The following is a 26,923-nucleotide window of genomic DNA, read 5'->3' on the forward strand; positions in this document are numbered from 1 at the left end:
TGTGAGTTCCCGCATGCCGTTTGATTTTTCCTGTATCCTCTTTCACCCTAAGAGGAAAGATTCTCCACCGGGGCACACTGAAAACATGACGACGGGCAGTAAACACGCACTGAACTGGACCAGCATTCTGGTCGCGATCCCGGTTGGCCTGGTGGCGACGCTGGTGACGCTGGGCTTTCGTCAGGCGATTGAGCTGATTAACTCGGTGGTGTTTGGCACCCGGCAGGATGTGACCCAGGCCATCGGCGTCTATCCGTGGTATCTCTGGCCGCTGGTGGTGGGTGTCGGCGGGGTGATTGCCGGTTTTTTCCTGCGTTATGCCACGGCGATTGAACAGAAAGAGACGGTTCGCACCGATTATCTGGAAGTGATCAACGCCCGACTGGATGCCGTGCCGACCAAAACCTCGCTGTTCCGCGCGCTCTCCTCGATTGCCAGTATCAGCAGCGGCGCCTCGATTGGTAAAGAGGGGCCGATGGTGCAGCTTTCCGCACTGAGCGGCAGCCTGATGGGCCGGCTGTGTTTCGCTAAGCTCGCGCTGCGCAACAGTGACATTGTGGCGATGGCCGCCGCCGCCGGGCTGTCGTCGGTTTACCATGCCCCGCTGGCCTCGGCGATTTTCGTGGCGGAGATTGCTTTTGGCATCTCGGCGCTGCAGCGCCTGATCCCGCTGATCATCTCCTCAGGCGTGGCGGTGCTGACCATGTGGACGCTGGGCTACCGTTCGGCGATTTATCCCTTCTCCCATGCGCAGTTTGATTTGACGGTCGGCAACATGCTGCTGACGGTGATCGTCGGCCTGGCGGCCGGTCTGGTGGGCTGGGCGATGATCTGGCTGATCAATCAGAGCAAGCAGCGCTTCGGCCGCATCAAAAACCTGCCGTTCCGGCTGGGATTAGGCGGCGTGCTGGTGGGCGTGATGGCGATTGCCAGCACCAATATTCTCGGCAACGGCTACGAAGTGATTGTCGAAATCATGGCCGGCAGCTTTGTGCTGAAAGGGCTGATTATCCTGCTGGCGCTGAAGATGATCGCCACGGCGGTGTCGGTCGGCTCGAATGCGGTGGGCGGCCTGTTCACGCCCTCGTTGCTGATTGGCGCGGTGCTGGGCGTGGTGATCGCCACGCTGGCGAGCCTGGCCGGCTGGCCGGTCAGCAACACCGTGGTATTCGCGGCGGTGGGGATGGGCGCGGTGCTGGCGTCGGTCAGTCAGGCACCCTTGATGGCGATGCTGATGGTGCTGGAAATGACCCTCAACAGCAGCCTGTTGTTCCCCACCATGATTGCCTGCGTGCTGGCGTCAATGACCGTCTACCGTTTGCAGTCCAGCAGCACCTATCCGGTGATCAAATACCACTTCAGCCGCTCCGATGCCAAGTTCGATTTTGATAACGGCATCATCTCGCAATTTATCGTTTCTGGCGCGGCGCTGAAGCCGGAAGATACCGTCGGCAAGGCGCTGGCGGTCAGCACGTTAAAACGCGAGCGTTTTGTCTATGTGATCGGTGATGTTGGGCAGTTTCTGGGCGCGGTGTCGATCCATGATATTTCCAGAAAGGTGCTGGATAAAGAGATCACGCTGGACTCCCCGGTCAGCTGCGTGGTGGATGACACCTTCCCGTTTATCTACGAAAATCAGACCATTACCGAAGGCTGGGAAGCCTTTGCCCGCATCACGCTGGAGCGCCTGCCGGTGCTGAATAATCCGGTGGAAAGGAAATACCTCGGCGCGCTGACCAAAACCAGCCTGATCCAGAAAGCCAAAGACTTCCTGTAAGCAGGGGGGCCCGTCGCGGGAACCCCTTGCGGATTACAGGCCGTCGGCCGGGTATTCGATTTTTTCGCTCACAGTCCTTCCCGCACTTTCATCACCGCCGCCATCAGCTCCGCCACGCGGCGCGGATCGACCGGCTTCCACCACTGTCCGTCTTCCTTCAGCCACTGGCCGATAATCGCGCCATCGGCGGAGGCAAACAGCGCCGGCACCTGAGACGGTGACAGGCCGGAGCCGACAATCACCGGCAGATTGGTGCCGCTTCGCACCTCGTTGACCTCGGTGTCGCTGGTGGGGTTGCCGGTGCGGGTGCCGGTGGCGATCAGCACGTCGGCATCAAACCATTCGGCGTCGGTGGCCTGCTCGGGAATGCTGCGGTCGGCGGTAATGGCATGTGCGCCAAACTTAACGTGAACATCGGCGAAAATGGCGACATCGCGGGCGTCGATCATCGCGCGATAGCGCATCGCTTCCGGGGCCGGGCCGTTGATAAAGCCTTCGTTAGCGATATAGGCATTGGCCCACTGATTGACGCGCACCCAACGGGCACCGACCGCTTTGGCAATCGCCAGCGCCGGAATGGCACCGTTGGCGACACAGGTAATGCCGATGGGCGTATCAACGGCATTGCGTACCGCGAGGCAGGCGGCGGTTAACGCGGCCACCGTCTCCGGACCGATATTTTCCGGGCGCGCGAAGGGCAGGTCGCTGGCGTTTTCGACAATAATGCCGTCCACGCCGCCGCGTGACAGCGTCAGCGCATCGGCCACGGCGGCGTCATACACCTCTTTCATCGCCTGGCCGTTATAACGTGGCGCGCCGGGCAGCGGCTTCAGGTGGATCACGCCAATCACCGGTTTCTTCACCTGAAACAGCGTCTCCAGGGCATTACTCTTCTGCGGCAGAACTTGGGGTGCGGCCATATCACTCTCTCTGTAAACGTGCTTGATGGGGTCAGAAGGTCAGCGCAGGCTGGCCTGTTGAAAGGCAGCGAGCTGCTGCCGGTCAGGATAAGAGGACTGAGCGCCAGCCCGTTCGCAGCTGTAGGTGGCGGCAAACACCGCTTCGGTCAGCGCCGCGTCGGGCGATTTGCCCGCCAGCAGGCAGGCGATAAACCAGCCGGCCAGGCAGTCGCCTGCGCCGGTGGTGTCCACCAGCGTTGGCGTCAGCGGGTAGCGTACTTCGAGGTGATCCGTGTCGGTGGTGTAGCTGGCGCCTCTGGCACCCAGCGTGGAAACCACCGCGTTTACCCCAGCCGCCAGCAGCTGTTGCACCGGGTTGTCGCCCAGTTGCGCCAGCGCGCGCTGATTGCAGAACACCACTTCCGCACCCGCCAGCAGCGATTCGATCGAGGCAATGCCGTTGCTGAAGGTGGCGGGTTCCAGATCCAGCGACCATTTGCAGCCGCGCTGACGCGCCTGCTCAATCAGCGGCCACGCGCCTTCGCCATACACCGCGGTATGCACCCAGTCGATGCCGTCTAAGGAGAGGGATTGCACCCATTCAAGGGAGGGATAGAGCGACACGCCGGGCTCCAGCAGCAGTCGCTTCTCGCCGTGCGGTTCAATCAGCACGATGGCGCGGCAGGTGCGGCCAGGCATCTTGCGGCTGACGATCTCAATGCCTGCCTGCTGCAGGCTGATCAGCAGGGAGTCGGCAAACAGGTCATCGCCGGTTTCCACCGCCAGCACCGGGTTGCCGCCGGCCAGACGGCAGGCGAGGGCGGCGTTGCTGATCACCCCACCGGCAGATTCGTTATCAATACGCACGTGCAGCTTTTCATCGGGCTGCGGGATGTGGCCCAGCTGCAGGGTGGTGTCGAGGCTGATATCGCCAACAAATAAGGCCTTTCCCGTCGCCATCAGGTGCGCACCAGATCGATGGCGAAGGCATAGCGGTCGGCGCGGTAATGCACCACTGCATACTCCACCGGCTGCTGTTCTGCATCGTGACTGAGGCGGCGGGCGACCAGGCTGGCGGAGCCTTTCGCCACCTTCAGGCGTCGGGCCAGTTCCGAGCTGACCAGCGCGGCACCGATGGTTTCCTGCGCGCCGGTAATCCGGCAGTCGCAATGCTGTTCCAGCCAGTCATACAGCGACTGGCGGTCCAGCTTGTCGCTGCCCGGCGGCGCATGCAGGTCGAACAGGCCGGGTTTCAGCCAGCTGTAGGAGAGCGCCATCGGCTGGTTATCGGCATTGAGTAGGCGCGAGATGGCATAGGCCTTCTCATGTTCGCCCAGCCCCAGCGCGGCGGCGGCTTCTGCGGGCGGCGTCACCATGCGGGCGCTGAGGGTTTTATAGCTGGCGATAAAGCCGCGACGGCGCATATCTTCGGCAAAGCTCGACATCTGGCTCAGCGGCTGGATAACCTGCGGCGGCAAAACGATCGAGCCTTTTCCCGCCCGGCGGCTGATCAGCCCTTCCTGCTCAAGCTTATCCAGCGCCGCTCTGGCGGTGGTGCGGCTGACGCCAAACACCTGATTGAGGGCCGCTTCGGACGGCAACACGTCGCCCTGCTTAAAGCCGCCAAATTCGATTTCACGGCGCAGCCGCTCGGCGATTTGCCACCAGAGAGGTTGAGTACCGGCAACAAGCGCCTGTTGATCCCATTGCATAAACCCGATCCTGTCCGAGTGAAGTTGGCTCGATAATCAAATGACATGACAACCGTGTCAATACGCGGGGGAACGGGTAAAAACGAGAAGAATCAGGCACTTTTGTCGAACTGGTTGGTATGACATTTGGCGCTTTGTCACCAGTTAACAAGCAATTAGCAGCAGACATTCAGCGGCGCTGAATTTGGCTAATATCGGGCAAAAAACAGCCATACGGAATTTGTATGACGGCGCGCGCGATCGACCCTCGCGCGGCCATTTTTTGGCGTCTGTTAAGCCGGTCTGGAGTCCGCCAGCACGCGTCCAAGGAGGTCAAAAATCCGCTTATCCGCGCACTGGGAGACGTTAAAGCGCATAAAATCGCCCGCGTTTTGCAGCTGGCTAAAGGTATTGCCCGGCGCCAGCACCACCCCTTCCTGCAGGCAACGGCGCGAGACGGCGGCGGCATCGGTGCCGGTGGGCAGCTGGCACCATAAAAACATCCCGGCCTGCGGCACCAGCCAGGGGATGATCCCAAGGGGTTTGAGCTGCGCCACGGTGTCGATCATCGCCTGCGCCAGCCGCAGCCGCACGGTTTCCATATGCCGCCGGTAGCCGCCGTCGGTCATCGCGGTCAGCAACAGTTCGGCCGCCATGCGACCGCCGCTAAAGCTGGTGGCGATTTTGAAATCGGTCAGGCTCTCAATCCAGTCGGCGCGGCCGGTGATAAACCCACAGCGCACCGATGCGGTAACCGTTTTTGAAAAGCTGCCGATAAAAATCACCCGCGACAGTCCGTCAAACGCGGCCAGTCGTGGCGCGGCAGACACCTCGAGATCGGCAAAAATATCATCCTCGATAATCACCAGATTTGCCGCATCGGCCAGCTTCAGCAGCCGGTGCGCCGTGACCGGAGAAAGCGTGGCGCCGGTGGGGTTCTGGATACCGGAGTTGGTCAGATACAGCCTGGGCGCATGCTGCTGCAACGCCTGACTGAAGGCGGTGAGATCCGGGCCGGTGGCGGTATAAGGAATGCCGACGACGTTGACCCGATGCGCCTTCAGCAGCGCATGGAAATTGAAGTAGCAGGGATCATCCACCAGCACGGTATCGCCCGGCTCCAACAGGAAGCGGCAAATCAGATCGACCGCCTGGGTGCCGGATTCGGTCAGCAGGATGCGGCTGGCTTCGGTCTCAACGCCTTCCAGCGCCAGCTTGCGCGCCAGAAACTGGCGCATCCCCGCATGGCCCAGCGGCGTGGCGTAATCGGTCAGCAGCGAGGCGTCCGATCTCGCCAGCGTGCGCATCGCCCGACGAATGCCTTCTTCAAACATCCCCGAGGGCGGAAGCCAGCCGCAGCCGGGCTTCAGCATACTGTCATCGGCTTCCAGCGACTGGCGGGACATCCACAGCGGATCGATATTCCTGTCGAGTCGCGGGCTGATTTGCGCCAGATCCAGCGGGGCCACCGGGCCACTGACGAAAAACCCGGCACCGGGCCTTGCCAGAATCACATTCTCCGCCGCCAGCCGTTCATAGCCCTCCACCACGGTCGATACCGACACGCCCAGCGTCTTCGCCTGGGCGCGAACCGACGGCAGCCGCGAGCCGGGCAGATAATTTCGGGCGGCAATTTTGCTGCGCACGTCCTGCATCACCATCGCGATACGCGTGAGGTTTTCCGACATCGGGCACTCCAGACTGTAGGGGAAAGTGAACCAGTACAGTTCGTTTGAATTGTACTTGATTGTCTCTGGCCCGGCGGATCATTTCAATGCTTCAATGCGGCTATCTGCAACAGGGAGAACGCGTGACATGAATCTGAAATCAAATGGCTGGATCAACGGTTTTATCGGCATGGTGATTTTCGCCGGATCGCTACCGGCAACTCGCGCGGCGGTGGCCGATCTCGACCCGGTTTTCCTCACCTGTGCCCGCGCCACCATTGCCGGATTACTGGGGCTGGCGCTGCTGATGGCTTTCCGCCAGCGGCGGCCTGCAGGTCAGGATATCGCCTCGCTGGCGATCGCTGCGGCAGGCGTTGTGGTGGGGTTCCCGCTGCTGACCGCGCTGGCGGTGCAGCATGTCTCTTCCGCCCATTCGATTGTGTTTCTCGGGCTGCTTCCGCTCTGTACCGCCACCTTTGCGGTGCTGCGCGGCGGCGAGCGTCCCCGTCCGGCGTTCTGGCTGTTCTCATTGCTGGGCAGCGCCGCCGTGGCGGGATATGCGCTGATCGGCAGCGCGCAGGGATCGTTGCGTGGCGATATCTGCATGCTGGCGGCGGTGATCGTCTGTGGTCTGGGCTATGCCGAAGGAGCGCGCTTATCACGCCGGCTCGGCGGCTGGCAGGTGATTTGCTGGGCGCTGGTGCTGTCGCTGCCGCTGATGCTGCCGGCGACATACCTGACGCGTCCCGATTCCTTTGCCAACGTTGGCCTGCCTGCGTGGCTCGGATTTGGTTACGTCTCGGTGTTCAGCATGCTGATTGGCTTTATCTTCTGGTATCGCGGCCTGTCGCAGGGTGGCATTGCGGCGGTCAGCCAGCTGCAACTGTTTCAGCCCTTTATCGCGCTGGGCCTGGCCGCGCTGCTGCTGCACGAAACCGTCAGCTGGTCGATGCTGCTGGTGACCCTGGCCGCCATTGTCTGCGTGGCGGGCGCGAAGCGATTCGCGGTGTGACGGCCGGGCGCTATTCGCTCTCCCGTCCGCGCAGGGACTGCTCGGTCAGCCACAGGCGGGTATCAAACTCCAGCTGGTGGTATTCCGGCTCCATATGGCAGCAAAGCTGATAGAACGCCTTGTTGTGATCCTTCTCTTTAATGTGCGCCAGCTCGTGCACCACGATCATCCGCAGAAACGCTTCCGGTGCCTGCTTAAAAATGGTGGCGACGCGGATCTCCGCCTTGGCTTTCAGCTTGCCGCCCTGCACGCGCGAAATGGCGGTATGCAGACCGAGCGCGTGCTTCATCACTTTTATTTTGCTGTCGTAGATCACTTTGTTCAGCGGCGGCGATTTGCGTAAGGTCTGGTTCTTTAAATCCAGCGCGTAATCGTACAGCGCTTTATCGCTGGTGATGCTGTGGCTGGTGGGATAGCGCTTCTGCAGCACTTCCCCCAGACGCTGCTGATCGATCAGCGTTCTGACCTGAGAAAGCAGGGATTCGGGGTAACCTTGCAGGTAAATAAGCGACGACATGCTGACTCCAGGAAAGAAAAAAGTTTACTGTTAGCCCGTTTTAGGGGATAAATCGCGGGAATTTTACCACGCCGGAGATCCCATGAGCCAACTCGAACTGAGCCACCGCACGCTGACGCTGCACCGTTTCCCCCAGACGCGCGAAGAGAGCCCGTTACAGGCCTGGGATGCTGCCGATGAATATTTGCTGCAACATATGGCCGATATTCAGACCAATGGCCCCGTTTTCCTGTTCAACGACACCTTTGGCACGCTGGCATGCGGACTGTACGGTGAAGAGCTTTACAGCATCAGCGACTCGGTGATGTGCGAGCTGGCCACGCGTCAGAACCTGAATGAAAACGCGATGGACGAAGGGGACGTGAAGTTTATCAACAGCCTCGCGCCGCTGACCATCACCCCTGCCGTGGTGTTGATCAAGATCCCTAAAACGCTGGCGCTATTAGAGCATCAGTTACGCTCACTGCGCAGCGTGGTCACGCCGGAAACGAAAATTATTGCCGCAGGCAAAGCGAAAGACATTCACACCTCGACGCTGAATCTGTTTGAGCGCGTGCTGGGCGTCACCAAAACCTCGCTGGCGGTGAAAAAAGCGCGTCTGATCTTCTGTGAACCGACGCTGCCGGCGCTGGCCGATGCGCCAATGACTTCGATCTGGCCGCTGGACGACACGCAGTACGAAATCCACAACCATGCCAACGTATTTTCCCGCAGCGGTCTGGATGTGGGCGCGCGCTTCTTTATGGCGAATCTGCCAGAAGGCATTGAAGGCGAGATTGCCGATTTGGGCTGCGGTAACGGCGTCATTGGCCTGACCGCGCTGGATCAGAACCCGGCGGCTGAAGTGCACTTTATCGATGAATCCTGGATGGCGGTCGCCTCCAGCGAGATGAACGTGGAAGTGAACCGCCCGGATGATCTGGATCGCTGCCACTTCTCGGTGAACCATTCACTGGCGGGCTTCCCGTCGAATACCTTCCATGCGGTGCTGTGCAACCCGCCGTTCCATCAGCAGAACACGCTGACCGACTATATTGCCTGGCAGATGATGCGCGATTCCTATCGCTGTCTGCAGGAAGGCGGCGAGCTGCGCGTGGTGGGTAACCGCCATCTGGACTACTACCGCAAAATGAAGAAGCTGTTTGGCAACTGCACCACCGTGGCCTCTAACCAGAAGTTCGTGATCCTGCGTTCGGTGAAGATGCGCTAGCGCTGTTGCGACAGACAAAAAAGGCGGCACCTGCAACGGGCCGCCTTTTTTTATGCGCTTAATCCTGCCTGCGGATCAACGAAAAACGCTGCTGATAGCCGTGATCGAAGTGGCTGTTGCGGCGGTAGCTGGCCTGCGCTTCCGCCATGCAGTAAGTGCATATCGCGCTCAGTTCAATCTGTGCTTCCGGCACCCCTTCACGCATCGCCATCCTCTTAGCCAGCAGCGGCAGATCAAACCACACTCCAGCGGTGGTGCCTTTCGCCTGCGCGCGGACCGCATCGCGGTTAACCGGCTGCACGGCTGAGAAGGCGATCAGCCCGGCGAGATCATGAGGGTTCTCCTGTTGGATGCCCGCAATGCGCTCGTCACCCAGCTCATAGCAGCAGGGACCGATGGCCGGGCCAATGGCCACCATCAGGCTGTCCGGCGTGGCGCCGCGTTCGCACAGCCGTCGCAGGGTATTGATCAACACGCCGCCCAGCGCGCCGTTCAGTCCGGCATGGACGGCGGCAACCTGCTTGTGTCGGGTATCGGCAATCAGGATCGGCAGGCAGTCGGCGGTATACACCGCGACCGGCCGCGTGCCGGTGCCAATCAATCCGTCCGCCTGCTGGCTTTTGACCGGCAGCGCTTCGGTGTCCAGCACCACGTTGGGGCTGTGACGCTGATGGTTATAGATGCTCTCTTCCGGCGGACGCTCACCGGCGGGCAGAAAAGCGTGATCGAGCCAGCTCAGCGAAGAGAGCAGGGGCGAGCGATAGGGTTGCGGCATGTTCCAGTCCTTTACGTCATCAGCAGGCGAACAATCTCTTCACATTACGGGGGAGATGCTACATTTTTAAGGCGTTAATTCGAAAGCCTTTCTATCCCTTTATTCTGGCAGGAGATCACCACCCTTGAAAATGAAAACCACCACCACCTTAAGTGCCGCCGTGCTGATGGCGCTGGCGCTGTCTGGCTGTGCCCCTCACAAACAGGATGCTGCCAACCAGCTGAATCAGCAGTCGGTGATGGCGCTTAACTGGTTCCAGCAGTCGGGTGAGTATCAGGCGCTGGCGTACCAGGCGTTTAATTTTGCCACGCTGGCGTTTGATAAAGCCCCGTCGCTGACCGGCAAGCCGAAGGCGGTGATCGTCGATCTGGATGAAACGATGATCGATAACAGCGCCTACAGCGCCTGGCAGGTGAAGGCGAACCAGCCGTTTGCCGATAAGAGCTGGTCACAGTGGACCCAGGCAAAACAGGCCACCGCCGTACCGGGCGCGGTCAACTTTGCCAACTACGTTAACAGCCACGGCGGCACCATGTTCTATGTCTCCAACCGCGACAGTAAAGATGCGGCGGCTACGGCGGCAAACCTTACCCAGCTGGGCTTCACCGGGGTGAACGATAAAACCCTGCGCCTGAAGAGCGACAGCTCAAACAAGCAGGCGCGATTTGATGCGATCAAGGCGGAAGGCTACGACGTGGTGCTGTATATCGGCGACAACCTTAACGACTACGGTGCCGCGACCTGGCATCAGGGCAACGCCCAGCGTCGTGCTTTTGTGAACCAGAATAACCGCCTGTTCGGCACGCAGTTCATTATTCTGCCTAACCCGCTGTACGGCGACTGGGAAAGCGGATTGGGCGAAGGCTATAACAAGCTGACGCCAGAGCAGAAGCTGCAAACCCGTGACGCCAACCTGAAGGCGTGGAGCGGCAAATAAGCCGCTGAACCGCCTGGCAGGATCGCCTCTGCCAGGCCTTAAAACGCCGTCGTTTAGATCGACAGCGCCAGCTGGGTGCCCTGCGCAATCGCGCGGCGGGCATCCAGCTCCATCGCCACATCCGCACCGCCAATAATATGCAGCGGCTTACCCAGGCGGGTGAGCGAGGCTTCCAGCTGACGGTTAGGCTCCTGACCGGCGCAAATCACCACGTTATCGACTGCCAGCAGCAACGGCTCGCCCTCGCGCAGAATATGCAGGCCGTGGTCATCAATCTTCAGATACTGCACGCCGCCCCACATGTTCACCGCCCGCATTTGCAGGCTGGCGCGATGGATCCAGCCGGTGGTTTTACCCAGTCCGGCGCCCGGTTTGCCGGGCTTGCGCTGCAATAACCAGATCTGCCGTTCCGGCGTCGGCAGCACTGGCGGCACCAGTCCGCCGGGCTGTTGCAGAGTCTGGTCGATGCCCCATTCCTGGCAAAAGGCGGCAATATCCAGGCTGGTGGACGGCCCGTGTTGGCTGAGGTATTCGGCGGTATCGAAACCAATTCCGCCTGCGCCTATCAGCGCCACGCGCGGGCCGACCGGCTTCTTATCGCGCAATACGTCCAGATAGCTGAGCACGGAAGGGTGAGCCAGGCCGGGGATGTCCGGCAGGCGCGGGGTGACGCCGGTCGCCAGCACGATCTCATCAAATTCGGTCAGTTGCTCAGCGCTGGCTGCTTCATTCAGCCTCAGAGTGACGCCGGTCAGCGCCAGCTGGCGGCGGTAATAACGCAGGGTTTCGCTGAACTCCTCTTTGCCAGGGATCTGCCGGGCAATATTAAACTGGCCGCCAACCTCAGCCGCGCGGTCAAACAGTGTCACCTGATGGCCACGCGCGGCGGCATTGACCGCAAACGCCAGCCCCGCCGGACCTGCGCCAATCACCGCCAGCCGTTTTACGCTCTGCGTCGGCGTAACCGGCATCTCGGTTTCATGGCAGGCGCGCGGATTCACCAGGCAGGAGGTGATCCGGCCGGCGAAAATCTGATCCAGACAGGCCTGATTACAGCCGATACAGGTATTGATCCGGTCGCTGTGCCCGGCGCGGGCCTTGCTGACCCACTCTGCATCGGCGAGGAACGGCCGCGCCATCGAAATCATATCCGCACAGCCCTCATCCAGCAGGGCTTGCGCCACGTCAGGATGATTAATGCGGTTAGTGGCGATCAGCGGAATGCTCAGGTGCTGGCGAAGTTCCCGGGTGACCCAGCCAAACGCGCCGCGCGGCACTGAAGTGGCGATGGTAGGGATCCGCGCTTCGTGCCAGCCGATGCCGGTGTTGATCAGGCTGGCACCCGCGCGCTCAATGGCTTTCGCCAGCCGGATGCTCTGCGGCAGGGTGTTGCCCTGTTCGACCAAATCCAGCATCGACAGGCGGAAGATAATGATAAATTCCCGGCCGACCGCTTCCCGCACCGCCTTAACAATCTCCACCGCAAAGCGCATACGGCGGCTGTCATCACCGCCCCAGTCGTCCTGGCGCTGGTTGGTGCGTGCCGCCAGAAACTGGTTAATCAGATAGCCTTCCGATCCCATGATCTCCACGCCGTCATACCCGGCCTCTTTCGCCAGCGCGGCGCAGTGCGCAAAGTCGCCGATCAGCGCCAGAATATCGTCGCCATTAAGCTCATGCGGCTTAAACGGGTTAATTGGGGCCTGCAGCGGCGAAGGGGCAACCAGCGAAGGCTGATAGCTGTAGCGTCCGGCATGCAGGATTTGCAGCGCGATTTTGCCGCCGGCCTGATGCACCGCCTCGGTGACCGTGCGATGATGCGCCAGCTGGTCCGCATGATTAAGCACCGACGCGCCGGCCATCACCACGCCTTCCGCCGACGGCGCAATGCCACCGGTAACAATCAGCGCCACGCCCGCCGCCGCGCGCTCGGCATAGAACGCGGCCAGACGGCGCGGCCCGTCCGGGTGCTCTTCCAGCCCGGTATGCATGGAGCCCATCAGCACGCGGTTCTTCAACTGGGTAAAACCCAAATCAAGCGGAGAGAACAAGGAAGTGTTCATAGGACCCTGAAAGTGAGTGGTCGGATGAGTGCTACTGTAGCGATGAAAAGCCCATTGTTAAAGTGTTGTTAACCGGAGTGTGATGTGCCGCCAGGTATTGCGCTTTTTCAGCGGCGTAGCGCGAAAGAAGCAACTACACCTAATGCATCCTCTGACTCTTTTCTTCAAGGAATTAGCATGCCTGTAACCATCATAGCGGTTGGCGTGATCCTGCTTCTGGTGCTGATGATCGTCTTCAAAGTGAATGGCTTTATTGCGTTGGTGTTTGTCTCGGCGGTGGTCGGCGTGGCGGAAGGCATGACGCCGCTGGCGGTGGTGGCCTCGAGCCAAAAAGGCATCGGCGGCACGCTGGGCAGCCTGGCGATGATCCTCGGGTTTGGTGCCATGCTCGGCAGGCTGGTGTCCGATACCGGTGCGGCGCAGCGGGTGGCCACCACGCTGATAGCCGCCTTCGGTAAAAAGCATCTGCAATGGGCGCTGGTGGTCACCGGGCTGATTGTCGGTCTGGCGATGTTCTATGAAGTGGGCTTCGTGCTGTTACTGCCGCTGGTGTTTACCATCGTGGCGGCGGCGCAGATGCCGCTGCTGTACGTCGGCGTGCCGATGGTCGCCGCCCTGTCGGTGACCCACTGCTTCCTGCCGCCGCACCCGGGCCCGACGGCGATCGCCACCATCTTTGGCGCCAATATCGGCACCACGCTGCTGTACGGACTGATCATCACCATTCCGACGGTGATCGTCGCCGGGCCGATTTTCTCGCGCTTCCTGAAAAGCTTCGAGCGCGAACCGCCGGAAGGCCTGTTCAATCCGAAGATCTTTGAAGAACACGAAATGCCGGGCTTCTGGATCAGCATCTTTGCGGCAGTGATCCCGGTGATCCTGATGGCCATCGCCGCGATCTGCGAGCTGACCATGCCGAAAGAGAATGCGCTGCGTCAGTTCTTTGAATTTATCGGTAATCCGGCCGTGGCGCTGTTTATCTCGGTCGTGGTGGCGGTGCTGACGCTGGGCCTGCGCAACGGCCGTAAGATGGAAGAGGTGATGGAGATGTGCGGCAGCTCGATTGCCGCCATCGCCATGATTGTCTTTATCATCGCCGGCGGCGGGGCGTTCAAGCAGGTGCTGGTCGACAGCGGCGTTGGCAACTATATCGCTGACCTGATGAAAGGCTCGTCGCTGTCGCCGCTGCTGATGTGCTGGACCGTGGCGGCAATGCTGCGCGTGGCGCTGGGATCGGCCACCGTGGCGGCGATCACCACCGCCGGGATCGTTACGCCGATTATCGCCATCACCCACACCGATCCTGCGCTGATGGTGCTGGCGGTGGGATCCGGCAGCGTGATCGCCTCACACGTCAACGATCCGGGCTTCTGGCTGTTTAAGGGCTACTTCAATTTGACCGTGGTGGAAACGCTGAAAACCTGGACGGTGATGGAAACGCTGATCTCGTTCCTCGGCCTCGGCGGAGTATTGATCCTCAACGCCATTATTCACTGATGATTCCCGCCCGATCTCCCCTCGGTGGGACGATCGGGCAGTAACCCCTAAGGCTTATCCCCCTGGCCATACACCGGCGGCGAGGCGAGTTTCGCTTCCTGCCGACGTTCAGCCACCTGCTTTGCCGTTACCGACGCAGCCGCCGGATTGCCGAACTCGCGGCTGACAAAGTTGGCGACGTCGGCCACCTGTTCATCGCTCAGCTCCGGCGCAAACGGCGGCATAAACACTTCGCCCTGGCTCATCTTGCGGTGGACGCCGTTCAGCACCACCGAAATCAGATTGCGGCTGTCCCACGCGCCGGTGGTGGTGTGGTGGCTGAGCGAAGGATAGGCGCCAAAGCCTGTACCTGATCCGCCGCCCGACGCACCGTGGCAGCTGGCACAGTTGCCGGCAAACACCACCGCGCCGGCGTTCTCACGGCGCCAGGCGTCTGAGCTTCCCCGCAGCTGGCTGACGGTGGCGGTAGGCTGCCCCCAGTCATCGCGTGGTTTGGTCTGCTTATCATCGCCAACCGGCTTCACGCTGCGCAGGTACAGCGCGATATCCTGCAGATCGCTGTCCGGCAGATATTGCAGGCTGTGCTCAACGGCTTCCGCCATCGGCCCGGAGGCGCTGGCGCGTCCGGCGACAAAGCCGGTTTTCAGGTAGGTGACCAGCTGCTTTTCGCTCCAGTCGCCGATACCGGCGTTTTTATCCGGCGTGATGTTCCACGCCATCCAGCCGCCCAAATCGCCGCCGGACAGCGGGCTGCCATTATCCATGCCCTTGGTGATATTACGCGGCGTGTGGCAGGTGCCGCAGTGCGCCAGCGCTTCCACCAGATAGCGGCCGTTGTTCCACTGCGGGCTTTGCGCCGGATCGGGCTTAAGCGCGCCTTTATCCAGGTTCAGCCATTTCCAGAAGCGCAGTCCCCAACGCTGGTTGTACGGGAAGCCGAGCTGCGTTTCCGGCGAGGCAACATGTACGGCGGGCAAAGCCAGCAGGTACGCGCGGATCGCCAGCACATCTTCGCGGCGCATTTTGCTGAAGGCGTCGTACGGCATCGCCGGATAAAGCTGCTTGCCGCCTTTGCCAACGCCATCGCGCACCGCCGCGACAAACTCGTCCTCGCTCCAGCTACCGATGCCGTACTCGGGATCGGAGGAAATATTGGTGCCGTAAATCTGCCCGAACGGCGTGCTGACCGCAAAGCCGCCGCCAAAGGGTTTGCCGTTGGTCGCGGTGTGGCAGGCCGAGCAGTCAGCCGCCGTTGCCAGGTATTTGCCGCGCGCGATCTGGGCCGGATCGGCATGGGCGGCAGTACACATCACCGCAGTCAGGGAGAGTGCCAGCAGGGTGCGCTTCATGCGGTTGCTCCCAGGCTTTTCAGCACCGTATCGGCCATCCGCAGTGCCAGCGCGGTGCCGGTCAGCGTGGAGTTCACCGTCGAGGCTGACGGCATAATGCCGGTGCCGGCGATATACAGATTCGGGTGATCGTGAGTGCGACAGTCCGCATCCACCACCGAGTCTTTCGGATCGCTGCCCATGATCATCGTGCCGGTAATATGCTGATTGTTATCGTAAACGCCGCGCTTGCTGTACACCGCCTCGGTGCCACCCATCTCTGCCACCATCTTTTTAAAATCCTGCATCGACTGGTCATAGCCACGGTGAACGTAGTCCGGGAAGCGGTAATACACTTCCAGCCGGGGAATGCCCCAGGCATCCTTTTCGGTTTTGCTCAGCACCACGCGGTTTTCCGGTTCCGGCAGCATCTCCAGCAGGCATTTCAGCTGCACAAAACGTTCGGCCTGCCAGCGCAGCTTGTCGTTCAGTGCCCGGCCATAGAAGCCCTGTTTCACCAGCCGTTCGGTGAGATAGCGCACCGGCGAGGTGTTCGCCAGATCGACACGCAACGCCGAACGCTCCTTGCGGAAGTCACCATCACGCAGGTTGTTGATGCTGCCAGGCCGCATCGGCCCACGGCCAAACCACACCGGCTCGTCGGCATAAAATTCAACGGACGAACCCGGATGATCCATCAGGTTGCGGCCGACCATGCCGGAGCTGTTGGCGATGCCGTTGGGATAGCGATCGCTGGTGGAGAGCAGCAGCAGTTTCGGACTTTCAATGCCGTTGGCGGTCAGTACGAACTGCTTGCCGGTGACCCGATGGCTGGCTTTATTGCGGTCAAGGTAATGCACCGCCTGGATCACGCCTTGGTCGTCGGCCTCAATCTTGTAGACCACCGCGTTGGCGATGATTTTCACCCCGGCATCCAGCGCCTTACGGGCCGAAATGCCGCCGTGATACTGCGCGTCAATCGGGCAGACCGGCATACAGTTGTTGTTGCCGCAGCAGGCCGGGCGGCCATCGTAAGGAATGCTGTTGCGCGCCTGCGGGCCAATCCCCACGTCGTAGCCCAGCGGCGCCAGACGGGCTTTCAGCCGCTCAAAGCCGTAAGGCAGCGGAATGCCGGGCAGCGGATAGGGACGCGAACGCGGCGAGTTGAGATCGTCATCGCCCGATACGCCCATCTGGGCTTCCGCATCGCAGTAATAAGGTTCCAGATCGGCATAGCTCAGCGGCCAGTCGCGGCCGACGCCGTACAGCGTGTTGATGCGGAAATCGTTGGGCAGCAGGCGAAATGCCTGACCCGCCCAGTGCCAGGTGGTGCCGCCGGTGCCGCGCAGGTATTGTGCGCGATAAGGATCCGGCCCTTTCTGGATCAGATAGTGATTATCCACCGGGATAAATTTGGGCTGCGGTGCCCAGGGCTCTGGCGGATAGGGTTCGGTGAAATCGCCCTTAAACGGCGAGTGACGGAAATACTCCACGGCCTGGTCCCGTTTGATTTCCGGGCCGGATTCCAGCATCAGCACCGAAACCCCGGCCTTGACCATTTTCAGGGCGGCCAGCGAACCGGCAATCCCGGCGCCAATCACCACCACATCTGCGCTTACATTCTCAACCATGTGCAATGCTCTCCTTGCCTGGCGGTTGCGTCCAGAAGTTGGCTTCACCCGGCGCATAGCTCGGCGGAAGCAACGAGGTCTGAACCACGCGATAACTGACGATATTCTCAAACGCTACGCATTCCGGCTTCTGGCGGTTCACCACGCCGAGATACCAGCCGGAAACCAGCGTCTGATAGAGTTCCTGCACCGCCGCCGGCTGGTCAGCCATCGCCGCCAGCAGCGCATCGCCCTGCAGCGCAGGCTGGCGATGAAGCAGGTCGCTCAGGCCGATCAGCTGGTTGTCCAATCCGTCGATCCGCTGATGCAGCCAGCTGTACAGGCGCTGCGCCAGCAGTGCATCAGGGCGATCCATGCCGGTCAGCGTTTGCGACAGCGAGACGAAATTTGCGGGCACCGTAATGGCCGACGCCAGCGGCGCACGGGCAAATGCGGGCAGCCACTGGCTCAACGCGCCAGCAACCAACAGGCCCGTCGAGCCGACTAACAGTCGGCGACGTGTAAGCGACATAAGGTGAAATCCTTTACGGGTTGCGCCTAATTGAGCGCGGTAGCGGCCGACTCTGAGGCCTGATTATCCAGTTCCTGTTTGGGGGTGCTGACGCCAACCGCACCGACAATCTCACCGTGCAGGGTCAGCGGGAAACCCCCGCCAAGGGCGACCGCCTGCGGGATTGCCAGCACGGTGGTTTCGCCCTGTTGCAGGCGCTGCATAAACTTCAGCGACGGCGCGTGATACAGGGCGGAGGTGCGGGCCTTGCCGATTGAGGCGTTCACGCAGCCCGGCGGCGCATTATCAAAACGCTGGAAGGCGACCAGCAAGCCACTGGCATCGACCACCGCCACACAGCCGGTGCTTTTGGCGGTAGCAAGACTGCCTTTGACGTGGTTGAGCACCTGGTCAGCCTGGGCGGCATTCAGGCCTGCGGCGGCGCAGGATCCTGCCGAGGCCAGCAGCAGGCTGGCGGCGAAAAATAACGGTTTCATATCAGTCCTTAACGTAAATCCGGTCCAGCGTATGCTGCCAGACAAAGGGGGTAAGCTGTTGATAGTTGAGGTCACGTTGCGCCAGCGCATCGACCAGCCCTTGCTGTGTGGTGACGATGCCCTGGCTCATCGCCGGGACCACGTTGACGTCCTGCAGGGTTTGTACCACTTCGCGCATCTCTTCTGCGCGGCGCTGGCCGTGCTCCGCCACCCGGCTAATCAGGTAATCCGGCAGAGCGGCATTCCAGCCCAGCGACGGGAAGCTGGCATGCAGCGAGTCCAGCACCGCCTGTTCCACACCGTACTGACGGGCGGCGCTCAGGCATTCGGTGGTCAGCGCTTCCAACCCTTTGATCATCACGCTGCGGCACATTTTGATCGCGGAGGCTTCGCCCACGTCGCGACTGCGGTACTGGCTGTTCATCCCCAGCGAGCGCAGCGTGACGTTCAGGGCTTCCGCCGTTTTACCGCCAATCAGCAGCGGCGTTTTCAGCCCGGCCGGCGGCACCGGGGCCATCACCGCCACATCGATATAGTTCGCGCCACGGGCCTCAATCAGTTCGGCGGCCGCCAGTTTGGTGGCCGGTGCCACCGAGTTCAGGTCGAGGAAGGTCTGGCCGGGGTGCAGATCGGCGGCGGCGGCCATCGCCACGTTCAGCGCTTCAGAAGCGGTGACGGCGGAGAAGATCAGTTCGGCCCCGTCCAGCGCATCGCCCAGCGAGCGGGCCACGCGCACACCCGCGCCATCGGCTTTCTCCATCATCGCCGCGCGGTATTCGACGCGATCGAACTTGCGGTCCCACACCGTGATCTCAGCCTGTTTCGCCAGCGCCGCGGCGAGAATGCCGCCCGCTTCACCAAAGCCAATAAAGGTCATTTTTGTCATTACAGCGTCTCCTGTGATGAGGAAAGCGGCCAGACGGACGCCGGGATCATCACCTCACCGGCAAAAATCAGTCTGGCGGTGCGCAGTAGTCCGGCGCCGGTCAGCTGAAGGCGATCATCGCGCTGCAACAGCACGCTGAATTCGCCGCCGGGATGCTCGACGCTCAGCCGCTGATCGCGTGCGGTGCCGACCCGGGCGAGGCCGTTGGCGACGCTGCCCGCCACCAGGCAGGCGCTGGCAACGCTCACCGCGCCCAGCACGCCAATCGAGGCATGGCAGCGGTGCGGAATAAAGGTGCGGCTGTTGATGGTGCCGCCCTGGCGTGGTGCCGACAGCAGCGTCATCTTCGGCACGGTGCGCTGGCTGACGTCACCCAGATTCATTAATGGACCGGCCTGTAAACGGATGGATTCCAGCCGCTGCTTCAGTTCAGGATCGTTGTCCAGCTGCTCGCGGCTCTCGTAGCCGGTACGGCCCAGATCGGCGGCCCGCAACAGCACCACCGGCATGCCGTTATCGATGCAGGTCACTTCGATGCCGTCGAAGACATTGCGCGGCTGGCCGGTTGGCAGCAGCGAGCCACAGCTGGATCCGGCGATATCGCTGAAATTCAGCAGTACCTCCGCCGCCGTGCCCGGCACGCCGTCGATCTTCAGATCGCCGTCGTAGCAGACTTCGCCGTCTGGCGTGGCGATCTGCGCGACCGCAATCTGCCCGGTGTTCTGCATAAAGATCCGCACTTCGGTGAGCGGATCGCCGGCCTTAACCAGCCCGCGCTCAATGGCAAACGGACCGACCGCCGCCAGCACGTTGCCGCAGTTCTGGCCGTAATCGACGATGGCCTTGTCGACGTTGACCTGGGCAAACAGGTAATCGACATCGGCATCGGCGCGTTCGGATCGCCGGACGATCGCCACTTTGCTGGTCAGCGGATCGGCACCGCCCAGCCCGTCGATCTGACGGCTGTCCGGCGATCCCATCAGCGCCAGCAGCACGCGATCGCGACGATCCGCGTCTGAAGGCAGATCGCTGGCCAGCAGGCAGGCGGCTTTTGAGGTTCCCCCGCGCATCAGCAGGCAGGGCAGGCGGCGCTGGCGCATATTAGGTCTCCAGATCGTCAAGGGTGTCCAGGTAACGCAGGCCTTTCTCGGCCAGCCGTGGGCGCATCTGGTAGATGTCCAGACCCAGTTCGCCCGCCGCCATGCGCACGCGTTTGCTCTCTTCCAGCGCTTCGCGCTTGCGGGCGCTTTCCGCCACCTGCGCCGCTTCGCCGCGCGCCACTACCACCACGCCATCGTCATCGGCGACAATCACATCGCCAGGATTGACCAGCTGCCCGGCGCAGATCACCGGCACGTTGACCGAGCCGAGCGTTTCTTTCACCGTGCCTTGCGCAAACACCGCGCGGGACCAGACCGCAAAGCCCATCTCACGCAGCGTGCGCGAGTCGCGAACGCCGTGATCGGCAATCAGGCCAATCACGCCGCGCGCCTTCAGCGAGGTGGCAAGCAGGTCGCCGAAGAAGCCAGCCACGCACGGGGAAGTCGGCACCGCCACCAGAATGTCGCCGGGCTTACACTGCTCAACCGCGACGTGAAACATCCAGTTATCGCCCGGTGCCAGCAGCACGGTGACGGCGCTGCCCGCCACCGATTTGTTCTGCTGAAGGGGACGGATGGTGTGATCCAGCAGCCCTTTGCGGCCCTGCGCTTCATGCACCGTTGCCACGCCGGATGTCGCCAGCGAAGCGATATCCTTGTTATCCGCGCGCGGGATATTACGCACGACAACGCCTTTTTGACCGATCGCACTCATGCCAGATCCTCCGTCACGCGGGGGAAGATGCTCTGATAGCCCTCGCCGTAAATGATGTCGCGGGCGGCGGTGATACCGACATTGCGTTTCGCCTGCACGCCACGCTGCTGGGCCACGCGGGTGTAGTACTCCCACAGGTGTTCCTGCCCGGCCATACACTGGATCGCCGCGTACTTTTTGTCCCAGACGCGGGTGATATCCAGCAGCACGTCCGGCTTCCAGTTGCACTGCTCGGGCTGGTGCGGCTCAAAGCAGTACACCGGCGGCGCGGCAACGATCTTCTCGCCCGGACGGTAGCCTTCGGCCTGAGCGATAATTCGCGCTTCCTGCGCCAGATTAGTCGCCATCGGATGGTCGTAGTTGTAGGGATCCTGCAGGGAATGGGTCAGTACAAAGTGAGGCTGCACGCGGCGATAGACGTCCGCCAGGCGGAACAGCGTCTCTTTGTCCGCACGCAGCGGGTAGTCACCGAGATCGAAAAATTCGATGCTGGCACCGAGGATCTCGGCGGCGGCCTGCGCTTCCGTGCGGCGGGATGCTTTGACCTGCGCTTCGGTCATCGACGGCCCTTTACGCCACAGCTTGGCCGATTCGCCGCGCTCGCCAAACGACAGGCAGACGATATGCACCTGATAGCCCTGTTGCTGATGCAGCGCGATGGCGCCGCCGGCACGCCAGACGAAATCGGCAGAGTGAGCGCTGACCACCAGAGCGGTTTTCGGGGAAGTTAACTCAGTCATATTCGGGTTCCTTTACGTTTTTTTTCATGCTGTCACGCAGGCGTATCCCCGGATAATTCATTTGATTGCAGTGGGTATGCGTTTTATTTATAGTTTGGCTCAGATCACAGGTTGAGAAGGAGCGGAAATGGCCCAGGGAATCACCCGGCAGGAACTGACAAACCTGATGCAAATCAGGGCATTTAGTCAGGTTGTGGTTCAGGGAAGTGTCTCAAAGGCAGCCGATGAATTATTTCGTACCCAGTCGGCGATCACCCGCGCCATTCGCGATCTGGAACTCACTTTAGGCGTGCCGTTATTTGAACGTCACGCGGGCGGTATGCGTCTCACCGACCTGGGAAAATGCATTCTGCCGCGCGCCGAACGGGCGATAGATGAGCTGCACGCCATCCCGTTATTGCTGAGCAAACTGCAGGGCAAAGGCGGCAGGGCGGAGTCAGAACCGCTGTGGCTGTTCAACGTCCGTCGCCTGCAAATCTTCGTCAGGCTGTGCCAGACCCGGCATATGCAGTCGGTTGCTCAGCAACTGGGGCTCAGCCAGCCAGCGGTCAGCGCCGCGCTCAAGGTGCTGGAAAACGGCGCGGGCATCGCGCTGCTGGAACGCACGCCGCACGGGATGATCCCGTCGCTGGCGGGACGGGAAATCGAGCCGAATATTCGCCGTGCCCTCAACGAGCTGCGGCATATTCCGGCGGATATTGCTGCCCGCAAAGGGGTGCTGGAAGGGACGGTGCGCGTGGGGGCCTTGCCGCTTGGCCGCACGCGATTACTGCCGCAGGCGATCGTGCGGCTGACCGCGCGGTATCCGGGCATCAAGGTGGTCACCAGTGAAAGTGCCTGGGGCATGCTGACGTCTGAAATGCGATCCGGCGAGATCGACTTTATCTTTGGCGCGCTGCGTAACACCGAAGAGATCAACGATATCAGCAACGAACCGCTGTTTGCGGAAGAGATGGTGCTGGTGGCCCGACGCGATCACCCGCTGGCGCAGGCACCGGTCAGCACCCAGGCGCTGCGCGAGGCGCGTTGGGTGCTGCCGCGTTCCCATACGCCCGCCCGCAATCTGCTGGATAACTGCTTCCTGGCGATGGGCATTCCGACGCCGGATCCGGTGGTCGAGAGCGGCGATCTGGCGCTGGTGCGTGGCCTGCTGCGCGATTCCGATATGCTGGCCGCCGTCTCAGCGCACCAGCTGGAGTTTGAGCTGGCGTCCGAAGAGCTGGTGGTGCTGCCGATCGCCCTGCCGGATACCCGACGGGCGATTGGGCTGAGCTACCGCACCGGCAGCCTGCCGTCACCGGCGGCCGACGCGCTGATCGGCTTTCTGCGCGAGGTGTGCCACGGCAGCGCGCCGCGCTTATAAAGAACGCGCCGCTTCGATCAACGCATAGCGGTAGCCCCGAATGCCGTAACCACAAATCACGCCCTGCGCGACATCCGACAGGAACGAGTGATGGCGGAAGGCTTCGCGCTTGTGCACGTTGGTGATATGCACTTCCCACAGCGGCAGAGCCACGCCGGTCACCGCATCGCGGATCGCCACCGAGGTGTGCGTCCAGGCGGCCGGGTTAATCACCAGCGCATCGGCCTGCAAACGCGCCTGTTGGATCCAGTCGATCATTTCCCCTTCATGGTTGGTCTGGCGAAACTCGATGGCGATATCCAGTTCGGCAGCGGTATCGCGGCAGAGCTTTTCCACCGTTTCCAGCGTGTCGGAGCCATAGGTTTCCGGCTCGCGGGTGCCCAGTAAATTCAGGTTCGGGCCATTCAGTACATAAATGGTTTTCATGCGTTTTCCTCAGTCGTGGAAGCCAAACAGGCGCTTTGGGGTGTCCCACAGGATTTTGCGGCGGGTGTTTTCGTCGGGGATCATTTTCTCCAGCAGCAGTAGCTGAGTGCCCATGTCCATCCGTTCGGTGGCGCGCAGGAACGGCCAGTCAGAACCCCACAGGCAGGCATCTGCGCCAAAGGCGTCGAGCAGCGCCAGCACATACGGCTGCGCATCGTGCCACGGGTAGCGCTGCTGCGAGAACTTGGCCATGCCCGACAGTTTGACCGACGTCCGATCCTGACCCGCCAGCGACAGCAGCGCCTGGAACGCCGGCTGCGACAGCCCGGCGTTAACGTCCGGTCGCCCGGAATGGTCGAAGATCAGTTTGGTGCGGGTGCGGTTCAGCAGCGGCATCAGCGCCAGCAGCTGCTCATCCTGCACCTGGATCTGCGCAAACATCTCCAGCTCCGCCAGCCTGGCCATCAGATCGTCGAGCTGTAAAAAAGGGCCGGTGCCGAGCATCGCGACATTAAAGGCAATACCGACCACGCCGCGATCCTTCAGGGCCGCCAGCGTGTTGCTGTCCACGTCACGCGGCGTCACCGCAATGCCTTTCGCCCGGCCACCGGACTGGCGGATCGCCTCCAGCATGCAGCGGTTATCGAGGTTATAGGCCGACGTCGGGCCGACCATCAGCGAATGGCGGATGTTGTAGGCTTCCATCACCGCCTGATAGTAGGCCGGCGTGGCCAGCTCGTGACCGTCCGGGTGGTAGCCGCTGTTGGCATCATAGGGAAACTGCGCCGGATCGAATACGTGATGGTGGCAGTCAATAATGGGCAACGAGGTCATCAGGACGCTTTCCCCGCAACAGAGTAGAGCACCTGCTGATTGCGGGTTTGCTGGAACTCTTCCAGCGACAAGCCGCGCATCGCGGAGTAGATATGCAGGTTGGAGACGCCGACCACCGCACCCAGTTTCTCCAGCAGGAAGAAGCTGACGCCGTAATGGATCATCCCGCGCCAGTCCAGCGAGCTAATCAGCGTGCGCTCTTCTTCGGTCAGTTTTGATTCGTCATACAGCGCCTCTGGTTCGTTGCGGAAGCGCTCACGCCACGCGGGCTGGATCATCTTGTGCAGGAATTTGTTGATGCGTAATGCCTTCAGGCTACGCGCCTGAGTGAACGGATAGGTGCCGGGCAACTTCTCCACGCCGCTGAGCTGCAGGTTGATCTTATCGCGCTGGCGCTGATGTACATCCACCGGCGCTTCTCTCGCCTGGTTTTCGAGGATCAGCGTGGCGATGCCGGTCATCGATGGCAGATAATAGGCCTGATGCAGCTTTTCCACGTTGGCAGACAGCGCGCCGCGCATCACCAGCCACATAATCACTTCCGACCCTTCCAGCCCGCCCAGCGTGGCGTATTCGGCGAGGGTGATTTCGGTCAGACGCTGAGGATCGTTGACGATCATATCGACAAACTGCGCATCCCACTCCGGGTTGTTAAAGCCGCAGCGTTCACCGTGCACCTGATGAGAAACGCCGCCGGTGGCGACGACCGCCACCTTCAGATCTTCCGGGAAGCTTTCCACCGCGCGGCGCAGCGCCTGGCCGAGTTTGAAGCAGCGGCGGGCAGACGGGATCGGGAATTGCAGCACGCCAATCGCCAGCGGAACCACCTGCATCGGCCAGCCGTTATCGCAGGGTGCCAGCGCGGACAGCGGTGAGAACATGCCATGATCCAGCGGCTTGTCCTGGAAGAACGACATATCGAATTCATCGGCCATCAGGCTGGCACCAATGTGTTGCGACAGGGCCGCATGGCCCTGAACCGGCGGCAAATCGCGCGGGCCGCCGCCTTCATCCGCCACCGCATACTGCTCATCAATGCCCAGCGTAAAGGCCGAATAGTGATCGAAGAAGAAGGAGGTGACGTGATCGTTAAACACGTACAGCAGCACGTCCGGTTTCTTCTCTTCCAGCCAGCGTTGCATAGGCGCAAAGCCGTCAAAAATAGGCGCCCAGGCCCCTTCCTGTTGCTTGTTATGGTCGACTGCAAAGCCAATGGTTGGCGTGTGTGAGACGGCCAGACCGCCGATGATAGTAGCCATAGTTCTCTTCCTTCACTTATCGGTTATTCATACTGCGCGAGAGGGACGGCAGGTCGTTGAGATCAACCCCTTTCAGCTGTCTTGCCACCTGCGCAGGCTTATGTTGCGTAATCGAGAGCGCCGCCAGCAGAGCCGGGATCGCTAACACAATAAAGATGCTGGTTTGCCCTGGGAACACGCCGAGCAGCACGCCGCCCAGCGAGGAGCTGATAATCGCGCCGCTGCGGCCAATGCCGTGCATCCAGCACACGCCGGTGGCGCGCATTTCGGTGGGATAAAAGGCCGGTGAGAAGGCCTGCAGGCCGGTCTGCGCGCCGTTAATACAGAGCCCGCTGACAAACACCAGCAGTGCCAGCATGTCCGGGCCAAAGCCCCAGACGCCCTGGGAGACCAGGCAGAAGCAGCCCAGCAGATAAAAGGTCGCGATAACATATTTCGCCTTCAGGCGATCCATCAGACTTCCGACCAGCAGGCCGCCGACGGTGCCACCCAGCTGGAACAGCCCGGCGACAATTGCCGCGCGCTCCAGCGTGACGCCGCCCGACCGCATAATGGTCGGCAGCCAGCCGTTAAGCAGGTAGATGACAAACAGGCCCATAAAGTAGGTCAGCCACAGCACGATGGTGCCGCCGGCATAGCCCTTGCTGAACAGCTGCAGCACCTGCGCTTTTTTCGGCACAATCGGCGTCGACAGCACAAAGGCGGTGGTGGCAGTAAAGGTGCCGCCCATGCGGTTCAGCACCGCGGCAATTTTTTCGCGGCTGACGTTGCGCACCACCATAAACATTGCCGATTCCGGTAATACCCAGATCAGCACCGGCAGCATCAGCAACGGCATCGCGCCACCGAACAGCAGCACCGATTTCCAGCCAAAGTGCGGCAACATGCCGGCGGCGATAAAGCCGCCCATCCCGGAACCGATATTAAAGCCGCTGTACATCAGGGTGATCATCAGGCTGCGGCGACGTTCCGGCATATATTCCGACACCAGCGTCACGCAGTTGGGCATCACCGCGCCAAGGCCCAGCCCGGTCAGAAAGCGCAGCAGCGCCATCTCCATCGGCGAACGGGCAAAGGCGCTGCCCAGACTGAAGCAGGCAAAGCAGGCAATCGAAATCAGCAGGATCTTCTTGCGGCCAAATTTATCCGACCACGGCCCGGCGACCAGCGCGCCAATCGCCACGCCGAACATTGCGGCACCGAGGATCGGGCCCATCTCAGCGTGGGAAATGCCCCAGTCTTCAATCAGGGCAGGGGCAATAAAGCCCATTACGGCGGCGTCATAACCGTCGAACAGGATAATTAAGAAGCACAGGGCCAGGATCAGCCATTGCTTCCCCGAGATGGCGCGGGAATCAATCCATCCCTTTACGTCGACAATGTCGTGGTTGCTCATAGGGTACGCTCTCTGTTTTTTTTATTAATCCGTGACCGGGTTAAAAAAAAATCCACTCACCTGGGATTGACGGGTGGTGTTTTTATCTGTTTTTGAGGTAAGTCTGTTCTGTTTTTTTATTATAAAACAGCCAGTTATATTGTTGTTGTTTTGTTGTGCCAATACCAACTTAAGCAGGGCCAGCGGCTTTGTCTGCCATAAAATCGTTATAGA

General features: G+C 61.1%; 25 protein-coding genes. 6 read left to right on the plus strand and 19 right to left on the minus strand.

Features of this window, described 5'->3' with window-relative positions; all coding sequences use genetic code 11:
• Positions 1 to 85 precede the first annotated feature (85 nt).
• Positions 86 to 1,777: a chloride channel protein gene (locus E2F51_RS09885; RefSeq protein WP_134823344.1), complete on the plus strand. Its 1,692-nt coding sequence runs from the start codon at positions 86 to 88 to the stop codon at positions 1,775 to 1,777.
• Between the two features lie 68 nt (positions 1,778 to 1,845).
• Here E2F51_RS09885 and E2F51_RS09890 read toward each other — a convergent pair whose 3' ends face one another.
• The 4 genes from E2F51_RS09890 to E2F51_RS09905 all read right to left on the minus strand — a co-directional run bounded on the left by E2F51_RS09890 (position 1,846) and on the right by E2F51_RS09905 (position 6,055).
• Positions 1,846 to 2,697, minus strand: coding sequence for a BtpA/SgcQ family protein (locus tag E2F51_RS09890; RefSeq protein ID WP_134823345.1), 852 nt, complete (start codon positions 2,695 to 2,697; stop codon positions 1,846 to 1,848).
• Positions 2,698 to 2,736: 39 nt separating this feature from the next.
• Positions 2,737 to 3,636 carry a carbohydrate kinase family protein gene (locus E2F51_RS09895; protein WP_134823346.1) on the minus strand — a complete coding sequence of 300 codons (900 nt, stop codon included), beginning with the start codon at positions 3,634 to 3,636 and terminating at the stop codon, positions 2,737 to 2,739.
• Positions 3,636 to 4,388: a GntR family transcriptional regulator gene (locus E2F51_RS09900; protein ID WP_134823347.1), complete on the minus strand. Its 753-nt coding sequence runs from the start codon at positions 4,386 to 4,388 to the stop codon at positions 3,636 to 3,638. The genes E2F51_RS09895 and E2F51_RS09900 overlap by 1 nt, the downstream gene beginning before the upstream one ends.
• Positions 4,389 to 4,660: 272 nt before the next feature.
• Positions 4,661 to 6,055, minus strand: coding sequence for a PLP-dependent aminotransferase family protein (locus tag E2F51_RS09905; protein WP_134823348.1), 1,395 nt, complete (start codon positions 6,053 to 6,055; stop codon positions 4,661 to 4,663).
• A gap of 127 nt (positions 6,056 to 6,182) precedes the next feature.
• Here E2F51_RS09905 and E2F51_RS09910 point away from each other — a divergent pair, with 127 nt between their 5' ends.
• Entirely contained in the window at positions 6,183 to 7,046 is an 864-nt protein-coding gene (locus E2F51_RS09910) for a DMT family transporter (protein ID WP_134823349.1), read from the plus strand.
• Between the two features lie 10 nt (positions 7,047 to 7,056).
• Here E2F51_RS09910 and E2F51_RS09915 read toward each other — a convergent pair whose 3' ends face one another.
• Positions 7,057 to 7,563, minus strand: a complete 507-nt coding sequence (locus E2F51_RS09915; RefSeq protein ID WP_134823350.1) for a M48 family metallopeptidase — start codon at positions 7,561 to 7,563, stop codon at positions 7,057 to 7,059.
• Positions 7,564 to 7,645: 82 nt separating this feature from the next.
• Here E2F51_RS09915 and rlmG point away from each other — a divergent pair, with 82 nt between their 5' ends.
• Positions 7,646 to 8,773 carry a 23S rRNA (guanine(1835)-N(2))-methyltransferase RlmG gene (gene rlmG, locus E2F51_RS09920; RefSeq protein WP_013200560.1) on the plus strand — a complete coding sequence of 376 codons (1,128 nt, stop codon included), beginning with the start codon at positions 7,646 to 7,648 and terminating at the stop codon, positions 8,771 to 8,773.
• Positions 8,774 to 8,831: 58 nt separating this feature from the next.
• On the opposite strand, the gene E2F51_RS09925 is transcribed toward rlmG, so the two are convergent.
• On the minus strand, positions 8,832 to 9,548 hold the full coding sequence (locus E2F51_RS09925; RefSeq protein WP_134823351.1) for a polyphenol oxidase family protein: 717 nt from the start codon (positions 9,546 to 9,548) through the stop codon (positions 8,832 to 8,834).
• 130 nt (positions 9,549 to 9,678) lie between these two features.
• Between E2F51_RS09925 and E2F51_RS09930 the strand changes: the two genes are divergently transcribed.
• Positions 9,679 to 10,485, plus strand: a complete 807-nt coding sequence (locus tag E2F51_RS09930) for a 5'-nucleotidase, lipoprotein e(P4) family (RefSeq protein ID WP_106381808.1) — start codon at positions 9,679 to 9,681, stop codon at positions 10,483 to 10,485.
• 53 nt (positions 10,486 to 10,538) lie between these two features.
• On the opposite strand, the gene E2F51_RS09935 is transcribed toward E2F51_RS09930, so the two are convergent.
• Complete coding sequence (locus E2F51_RS09935) at positions 10,539 to 12,548, minus strand: NADPH-dependent 2,4-dienoyl-CoA reductase (protein ID WP_134823352.1); 2,010 nt, start codon at positions 12,546 to 12,548, stop codon at positions 10,539 to 10,541.
• 177 nt (positions 12,549 to 12,725) lie between these two features.
• Here E2F51_RS09935 and E2F51_RS09940 point away from each other — a divergent pair, with 177 nt between their 5' ends.
• Positions 12,726 to 14,045, plus strand: a complete 1,320-nt coding sequence (locus tag E2F51_RS09940) for a gluconate:H+ symporter (protein WP_134823353.1) — start codon at positions 12,726 to 12,728, stop codon at positions 14,043 to 14,045.
• Between the two features lie 47 nt (positions 14,046 to 14,092).
• On the opposite strand, the gene E2F51_RS09945 is transcribed toward E2F51_RS09940, so the two are convergent.
• The 8 genes from E2F51_RS09945 to galB are packed head-to-tail and all read right to left on the minus strand — an operon-like array spanning position 14,093 to position 21,432.
• Complete coding sequence (locus tag E2F51_RS09945; RefSeq protein ID WP_134823354.1) at positions 14,093 to 15,394, minus strand: cytochrome c; 1,302 nt, start codon at positions 15,392 to 15,394, stop codon at positions 14,093 to 14,095.
• Entirely contained in the window at positions 15,391 to 17,004 is a 1,614-nt protein-coding gene (locus E2F51_RS09950; RefSeq protein WP_134823355.1) for a GMC family oxidoreductase, read from the minus strand. The genes E2F51_RS09945 and E2F51_RS09950 overlap by 4 nt, the downstream gene beginning before the upstream one ends.
• Positions 16,997 to 17,515, minus strand: coding sequence for a sugar dehydrogenase complex small subunit (locus tag E2F51_RS09955; RefSeq protein ID WP_134823356.1), 519 nt, complete (start codon positions 17,513 to 17,515; stop codon positions 16,997 to 16,999). Before E2F51_RS09955 ends, E2F51_RS09950 begins: the two co-directional genes overlap by 8 nt.
• A 26-nt stretch (positions 17,516 to 17,541) precedes the next feature.
• Entirely contained in the window at positions 17,542 to 17,991 is a 450-nt protein-coding gene (locus E2F51_RS09960) for a heme-binding protein (RefSeq protein ID WP_134823357.1), read from the minus strand.
• 1 nt (position 17,992) lies between these two features.
• Entirely contained in the window at positions 17,993 to 18,877 is an 885-nt protein-coding gene (locus E2F51_RS09965) for an NAD(P)-dependent oxidoreductase (protein WP_134823358.1), read from the minus strand.
• A complete protein-coding gene (locus E2F51_RS09970; protein ID WP_134823359.1) occupies positions 18,877 to 19,977 on the minus strand; it encodes a 4-oxalomesaconate tautomerase in 1,101 nt (366 codons plus the stop codon). The genes E2F51_RS09965 and E2F51_RS09970 overlap by 1 nt, the downstream gene beginning before the upstream one ends.
• Before the next feature lies 1 nt (position 19,978).
• A complete protein-coding gene (locus tag E2F51_RS09975; protein ID WP_134823360.1) occupies positions 19,979 to 20,692 on the minus strand; it encodes a 4-carboxy-4-hydroxy-2-oxoadipate aldolase/oxaloacetate decarboxylase in 714 nt (237 codons plus the stop codon).
• Positions 20,689 to 21,432: a 4-oxalmesaconate hydratase gene (gene galB, locus E2F51_RS09980; protein WP_013200572.1), complete on the minus strand. Its 744-nt coding sequence runs from the start codon at positions 21,430 to 21,432 to the stop codon at positions 20,689 to 20,691. Before galB ends, E2F51_RS09975 begins: the two co-directional genes overlap by 4 nt.
• A 127-nt stretch (positions 21,433 to 21,559) precedes the next feature.
• Between galB and E2F51_RS09985 the strand changes: the two genes are divergently transcribed.
• On the plus strand, positions 21,560 to 22,795 hold the full coding sequence (locus E2F51_RS09985) for a LysR family transcriptional regulator (protein ID WP_134823361.1): 1,236 nt from the start codon (positions 21,560 to 21,562) through the stop codon (positions 22,793 to 22,795).
• Here E2F51_RS09985 and aroQ read toward each other — a convergent pair.
• From aroQ to E2F51_RS10005, 4 genes are read right to left on the minus strand one after another with little or no spacing between them, the layout of a single operon-like run.
• Complete coding sequence (gene aroQ / locus E2F51_RS09990) at positions 22,790 to 23,221, minus strand: type II 3-dehydroquinate dehydratase (RefSeq protein WP_134823362.1); 432 nt, start codon at positions 23,219 to 23,221, stop codon at positions 22,790 to 22,792. The two genes, E2F51_RS09985 and aroQ, sit on opposite strands and share 6 nt — an antisense overlap.
• A 9-nt stretch (positions 23,222 to 23,230) precedes the next feature.
• Positions 23,231 to 24,055, minus strand: coding sequence for an amidohydrolase (locus tag E2F51_RS09995; protein ID WP_013200575.1), 825 nt, complete (start codon positions 24,053 to 24,055; stop codon positions 23,231 to 23,233).
• Positions 24,055 to 25,314, minus strand: coding sequence for a gallate dioxygenase (locus tag E2F51_RS10000; RefSeq protein ID WP_134823363.1), 1,260 nt, complete (start codon positions 25,312 to 25,314; stop codon positions 24,055 to 24,057). The genes E2F51_RS09995 and E2F51_RS10000 overlap by 1 nt, the downstream gene beginning before the upstream one ends.
• Positions 25,315 to 25,330: 16 nt before the next feature.
• Positions 25,331 to 26,710: an aromatic acid/H+ symport family MFS transporter gene (locus E2F51_RS10005; protein ID WP_013200577.1), complete on the minus strand. Its 1,380-nt coding sequence runs from the start codon at positions 26,708 to 26,710 to the stop codon at positions 25,331 to 25,333.
• Positions 26,711 to 26,923 lie beyond the last annotated feature (213 nt).

Source organism: Erwinia sp. QL-Z3 (genome assembly GCF_004551645.1).
GTDB lineage: Bacteria > Pseudomonadota > Gammaproteobacteria > Enterobacterales > Enterobacteriaceae > Erwinia > Erwinia billingiae.